This window comes from Actinomyces stomatis (assembly GCF_031292835.1).
Taxonomy (GTDB): Bacteria; Actinomycetota; Actinomycetes; order Actinomycetales; family Actinomycetaceae; genus Actinomyces; species Actinomyces stomatis.
The window spans coordinates 1-6,568 of record NZ_JASPEP010000044.1 but is presented as its reverse complement, the minus strand read 5'-3'; the positions used below and the strand labels follow the sequence as shown (position 1 = coordinate 6,568).

The 6,568-nt window shown below is 74.9% G+C and carries 3 protein-coding genes; 2 read left to right on the top strand and 1 reads right to left on the bottom strand.

Translation table 11 applies throughout. The features are described from left to right. Together RIV12_RS12890 and RIV12_RS12885 are read left to right on the top strand one after the other, a co-directional pair. The coding region (locus tag RIV12_RS12890; protein WP_309324400.1) for an Lhr family helicase at positions 1–4,078 on the top strand (4,078 nt) is incomplete at its 5' end. A 67-nt stretch (positions 4,079–4,145) separates the two neighbouring features. Beyond that, entirely contained in the window at positions 4,146–4,982 is an 837-nt protein-coding gene (locus RIV12_RS12885) for a uracil-DNA glycosylase (protein WP_309324399.1), read from the top strand. 24 nt (positions 4,983–5,006) lie between these two features. Here RIV12_RS12885 and RIV12_RS12880 read toward each other — a convergent pair whose 3' ends face one another. Then, positions 5,007–6,566 carry a DUF3027 domain-containing protein gene (locus tag RIV12_RS12880; protein ID WP_309324397.1) on the bottom strand — a complete coding sequence of 520 codons (1,560 nt, stop codon included), beginning with the start codon at positions 6,564–6,566 and terminating at the stop codon, positions 5,007–5,009. Between the last annotated feature and the right edge of the window lie 2 nt (positions 6,567–6,568).

Below are 6,568 nucleotides of genomic sequence, written 5' to 3'. Positions count from 1 at the left end.
GGCCTGGCGCTCCGACCGGGCACTGGGGCGAGCCATGGCGGCGGGGCGGGCTGACGGGCCCGGTGCGGGGGTGCCCGCCCGGGTGTCGGCCTCGATCTGGCCGTACCTTGAGAACGCGATCCTCGACCAGGTCCTGGCCCACCGCACGACGCTGGTCTTCGTCAACTCCCGGGGTGCCTGCGAGCGGCTCACTGCGCACCTCAACGAGGCCTACGCCGCACGTCTCGGGGCGGCGGCGCCGACGCCGCAGGTGCCGGTTCACAGGGAGTCCTGGGAGATGGGAACCGGTTCGCACACCGAGCCCCTGGCGGCGGGCGCCCCGGTGATCGCCAAGGCCCACCACGGGTCGGTCTCCAAGGAGCAGCGTCTCGGTGTGGAGCGGGAGCTGGCCGCGGGTGAGCTGAGGTGCGTGGTGGCCACGGCCTCGCTCGAGCTCGGCATCGACATCGGCTCGGTCGACCTCGTGCTCCAGGTGGCGCCGCCCCCGTCGGTCGCGGCGGGCCTGCAGCGGGTGGGGCGCGCCGACCACCGGGTGGGCGGGCGGCCGCGCGGCGTCATCTACCCCGTGGAGCGCACTCACCTGGTGGACGCCGTCGTCGCCGCTGAGGGGATGCGCGCCGGGGCGATCGAGCGCACGGAGCTGGTGTCCAACGCCCTGGACGTGCTGGCCCAGCAGACGGTCGCCGCGGTGAGTGTGGCGGGTGGGCTGACGGCCGACGCCTGGTTCGCCACCGTCACTCGGTCGGCCCCCTACACCTCGCTGCCGCGCTCGGCCTTCGACTCGGTCCTGGAGCTGCTGTCCGGTGGCTTCGCCTCGGCGGACCTGGCGGACTTCTCGCCGCGGATCGTGTGGGACCGCGCCACCGGTGAGCTCAGTGCCCGGCCCAGCACGCAGCGGCTGGCGGTGGCGTCCTCGGGCACGATCCCGGACCGGGGCATGTTCCCCGTCGTCCTGCCCGAGGGGGCGCAGGATTCCGGGCGGCGGCGGGTCGGGGAGCTCGACGAGGAGATGGTGCACGAGTCCAGCCCGGGGGACATCATCACGCTGGGGACGTCGAGCTGGCGGATCCGTCAGATCACGGGGGACCGTGTCGTCGTCGACCCGGCCGAGGGGCGCAGCGCCCGCCTGCCGTTCTGGAAGGGCGAGGGGCTGGGCAGACCTGCGGCCACCGGGCTCGCCAAGGGCGTCTTCCTGCGTCAGGCGCAGGCCTCCTTGCCGTTGGAGGCGGGAGCCGGGGAGTCGGAGGGCGAGCGGGCGCTGCGGCGGCGGCTCACGGAGGCGGGGTTGGATGATCATGCCCGCAGCAACCTGCTGGCCCTGCTGCGCGAGCAGTACCGAGCCACCGGCGCCCTGCCGACGGACGAGACCCTGGTCCTGGAGCGCTATGAGGACGAGTCCGGCAGCTGGCGGATCATCGTCCACAGCACGCTGGGTCGGTGCGTCCACGAGCCCTGGGCGATGGCGATCCGGGAGCGGGTGCACCAGCTCCTGGGGGTGCGCCCGCAGATCATCGTGGCCGACGACGGCATCGTCCTGCAGATCCCACCGGTTGAGGGCGGCCTCCCGACGGCCGGGCTCATCACCTTCGACGCCGCGGAGATCTCCTCCCTGGTGCGGAGCAGGATCGAGACGACGGCGCTGTTCGCGGCCCGGTTCCGCGAGTGCGCCGCCCGCGCCCTGCTCATGCCCGCAGCCCGCCCGGGGCACCGCACGCCGTTGTGGCTGCAGCGGGTCAAGGCCGGCCAGCTGCTCGAGGCCTCCCGCCAGTTCCAGGACTTCCCCGTCAGCGTGGAGGCGGCGCGCGAGTGCCTCCAGCAGTACTACGACCTGCCCGCGCTGACCGACCTCATGGAGCGCCTCGCCTCCGGCCGGGTGCGCGTCGTCGAGGCCGTCACCAGTGAGCCGTCGCCCTTCGCCCATCCGCTGCTGTTCGGGTACGCGAGCACGCTGATCTACCAGGAGGACCTGCCCCACGCCGAACGCCGGGCCCAGCTGCTCTCCCTGGACCCCAAGGCGCTCGACGCACTGCTGGGCGACGGCGGCGTCGCGGATCTGCTCGACGACGAGGTCCTGGCCCAGGTGGAGGCCGAGCTCCAGCACCTGGCTCCCGGTCGACGGGCGCGCGCCGACGCCGAGGGGATCGCCGACCTGCTGCGTGAGCTGGGTCCGTTGAGCGCGGCCGAGCTGGTCGAGCGGTGCACCGACGTCGACCGGAGGGATCCGGGGGAGGAGACGCGAGGCGACGGCGTGGACGGGGCCGGCGACGACGTCGAACGCGGGGACAAGCGCAAGGTCGAGCGGACGGTCGGGCGGGCGCTTGCCGAGCTGGCCGGGGCGCACCGAGCCGCCGCGGTGCGGGTCGGCGGGCGGGAGCTGTGGGCCCGGGTCGAGGATGCCCAGGATCTGCGGCGGGCCCTGGGAGCGGAGGTCCCCACCTGGGCGCTGGAGCGGGCTGAGGCCGGTGGCGCTGTCGAGCGGACCGCGGCGGCCCGTTCACCGCTGAACGACCTGCTTCTGCGTTACGCGCGCACCCACACGACTGTGACGCCGCAGCGCGTGGCGCTGGCCTTCGGGCTGGGGGCGACGGTGGCGGAGGGAGCCCTGGCCGAGCTGGCCGGGGACGGCTCCCTCGTGGACCTGGGGGCCGCGGGGTGGATGGAGTCGGCGGTTCTCACCCGGGTGCGCCACCGCTCCCTGGCCCGGGCGCGGGCCGCCGTCGCGCCGGTGCCACCCACGGCTCTTCAGCGTCTCGTGCTGGAGCGGGCGGGGCTGGATGAGCCGGGCGGCGGCATCGACGCCCTGGCGGAGGCCCTGGCGGCACTGGAGGGCGTGTGGCTGCCGGCCGGCCTGTGGGAGTCGGTGGTGCTGCCCGCGCGCGTGGCCGACTACCGGCCGGCCATGCTTGATGAGCTCATCGCCTCCGGGGAGGTCGTCTGGCAGGCGCGGCCCGTCGGCGATGCCGCGTCCCGGTCCGGTCCCACCCAGGTGAGGACCGGGGCCGATGACATCCCCGCTCCGGGCGAGATCGCCTTCTTCCCCACGGACTCCGCCCTGGCGCCGGTCGCCGGGGAGGCGACCGCCCCGGGTGAGCCGGAGGCGCCGGAGGGCCGGGAAGCGGGCGTCACCGGGAAGGGACTCTGGCAGATGGTTCGTGAGGGGGCCGCCACGGGCCGCTCCTTCGAGCCGGTGCGCCGGGCATTGGCGCCCGCCGCCGGGACGCGCACCGCACCGTCCTCACGGCGGGTGCGCAGCCGCCGGGGCCGTCGCCTCATGATGGAGATGCCGCGCGCCGGGGAGGTGACAGCGGCCGGGCGGTTGTCCTCCGTTCTGGGCTCCACCTCCTGGGTGAGGCTGTCTTCCGCCTCGGCGGGCGATGAGGAGCGGGCGATCGCGGAGGTGGAGTCTCTGCTGGACCGCTACGGGGTCGTCTCCCGCGACCTCGCCCTGACCTTCGGCGGGGCGGGAGGGCTCGGGCCGCTCATGCCGGTGCTGCGGCGCATGGAGGAGACCGGGGTGGTTCTGCGCGGCGGTTTCATTGAGGGCCTGGGGCCGGTGCAGTTCGCCGAGCGGGAGAGCGTTGACCGGCTGCGGTCCCTCAGCCACGACCCCGGCGGCGCGGCGGCAACACCGGTCGTGCTCGATCTCAAGGACCCGGCCTGTCTCGTCGGGCGCGGGGTGCCGTGGCCTGAGCCGGTACTGCCCGCAGGCCTCGGCGAGTCGGCCCGGGACCGCAGCGAGCAGACGAGTGGCCCGCCGGTCCGGCGCCAGGGGGCGAGCGTCGTCGTGCTGGGCGGCGCCCCGGTGCTCTACGCCTCGGAGAACCTCAAGGTCCTCATCTCCTACACGTCCGAGCGCGAGGATCTGGTGCGTGCCCTAACCGCGCTGGCGGCCGACAGGCAGCGGATGTTTACGCGCCAAGGGGCCGCGGCGGTCAGGCGCCGCACAGTGGTGGAGTCCCTCAACCGGGTCACCGCGCTGGAGCCCACCGTGAGCGACCTCTTGCGTCAGGCCGGTTTCGTGCGCGACCCCAGGGGGATGCGGCTCGCCGTCGGCCCTTACGGGGCCACTTGGCGATGAGCGGGCCGGCCCATCACCGGTGACAGAAGCCGGCCCATGGTGCGCTCCACGCGTCCACAATGAGGACATGGCCGATCCGCACCCCGTCACCGGAGCGTTCTTCGATTCCCCGGTCCCTCCCGGGACCGGGTGGCCCGAGGATCCCGCTACTGCCGCCACACCCGTGGCCCGATCGGCCGCCGATGTGGCGCACCTAGCCGGCGCATCGTCGGATCTGCCCGCGCTCGACGCCCGGATCACGGTGTGCCGTGCCTGCGACCGGCTCGTGGCCTGGCGTGAGGAGGTGGCCCGGACCGGCCGTCGCGCCTCCTTCGCCCATGAGCCGTACTGGGGGCGACCGGTGGCGAGCGTCGGGTCGGCGGATGCCCGCATCTACGTCGTCGGGCTGGCACCCGCGGCCAATGGGGCGAACCGCACCGGCCGCATGTTCACCGGCGACCGCTCCGGGGACTGGCTGTGGGCGGCCTTCCACCGGGCCGGCCTGGCGACGTCCCCCGCCTCGACGGCGGCCGGCGACGGGCAGCAGCTCATCGGGGCGCGCATGGGCGCCGCCGTGCGTTGCGCCCCGCCCGCCAACAAGCCGACGACTGTCGAGCGCGCCACCTGCGCGCCGTGGCTCGCCCGCGAGATCGCCCTCATGCCTGAGGTCAAGGTGATGCTGGCGCTGGGCGGGATCGGATGGGGCGCGGTGCTGCGGGTCACCCGCGAGGCCGGATGGGCCCTCCCCCGCCCCCAGCCGCGCTTCGGCCACGGGGCGACGGCGGAGCTGACCAGGCCCGACGGCAGGCCGGTGACGCTGCTCGGCAGCTACCACCCCAGCCAGCAGAACACGTTCACCGGTCGGCTCACCGAGGCGATGCTCGATGAGGTGCTGGCGACCGCCAAGCGCCTCGCCGAGGCATGATGACGGGCCGCGGCTGACGCGGCTTCAGGAGCGGTTGGGCAGGATGGCCTCGAGCTCGGCGAGGGTCCGCGGTGTCTGCTCCGCGGAGGCGCCGGCCTCGACGTTCTCGGTGGCCTCGGAGGCCGCGTCGCCCTGGGGCACGTCGATCCCGAAGACGAGGGACAGACCGGCGACGGCGGCGCGGGCCGAGGCGGCGCGCTCGCTGGACGTGTCACTGGGCTCACCGCCGGCGGGGGCCGGTGAGGACGGCTCCGCGGTCGCCGCGAGGGATTCGGCGGCGACCGCGGCATCGGGGGCCGACGAGGCCGACGCCGCTGCGGTCGCCCTCTCCAGGTCTCCCAGGTCGAGCTCCACCAGGCGGCTGCTGCGCGCCTCAGAGGTCTCCTCCGACGAGTCGGCCGTACGACGGCGGCGCGTCGAGGTGGCCGCACGGCGAGAGCGCTTCGCGGCGGGCTTCTGCTCAGTCTTGCCCGACTTCTTGCCAGCCTTCGTCCCGGATGCCTCCGGCCGCTCCTCCGCTGCGGGCGCGGTGGCATCCGCACCAGAGGCGCCGGCCTCGGCCTGAGTGCCTGAGGCGTCAGCGCCGGCGGCTTCGTCAGCGGCGCCGTCGGAGTCGGCGGCGGCCCTGTCAGCATCGGCCGGGGCGTCGGTGTCCCGAGCCGACGACTCCGCATCGGCTCCCTGACCGGGCGCGTCTGCCGCGTCCTCGGCGGGGGCGCCGCCCGGCTCACCGTCGACGTCGTCGGACTGCTGGGCGGCGATCTCGGCGATGCTGTGGCCCTCGCGCAGGTCGAGCCCGTTGGTGCTCAGCGGCACCATGAGGTGGTCGTCGACCCGCGAGGGGTTGATGGGCCACTCCGGGCCCTGGTCGGGCAGGTCGGTCTCGGAGTGGGCGCCGCAGCCGTGGTCCAGGGAGACGACGCTGCCGTCGTCGGGGGCCCACTCGTTGGCGCACACGCCGAAGATGGCGCGCAGGGCGCCGGCCATGGGCAGGAAGAAGCCGCAGGTGGAGCAGGTGGCGTGGGCCTTGCGGACGCCCTCGGCGTCGGGGCCGTGGTCGCCGCCGTACCAGCGCTCGGCGGCGCTGGCGACGCCCTGGGCGCTCAGGACCCGGGGGCGACCCAGGTCGAGCTGGTCCAGGGCGACGGCGTCGGCGTCCTCACCGGTGGCCTCCCACCCGGGTTCGAGACGCTCGTCGGTCTCCTTGCGGGGCAGGCGGTCGGAGCGGGTGATGTCGCCGGGTTCGAGGCGCTCGGCCCACGGGACCCAGGCGGGTGCGAGGAGGGCCTCCTCGCCGGGGAGGAGCCCCATCTCGCAGACGGTGGCGGTGCGGCCGCGCGGGACGCGGCTGAGCGTGACCGCCCAGCGCCAGCCGCGGTAGCCGCTCAGGGTGCAGTCGAACAGGTGGGTGACGAGGCGCTCGGCGTCGGGGACGGCGGCCAGGTACTCGCCGACGGTGATGGGGTCGGTGACCTCCTCCAGCGCGTGGCGGGCGAGCTCGATGGCGGCCGGAGAGGTGAGGGTCTTGTCCTTGGCGGCCTGGGCCTGCTGGCTGGGGGTCGGCAGGGCGCCGGCGCGCGGCACAG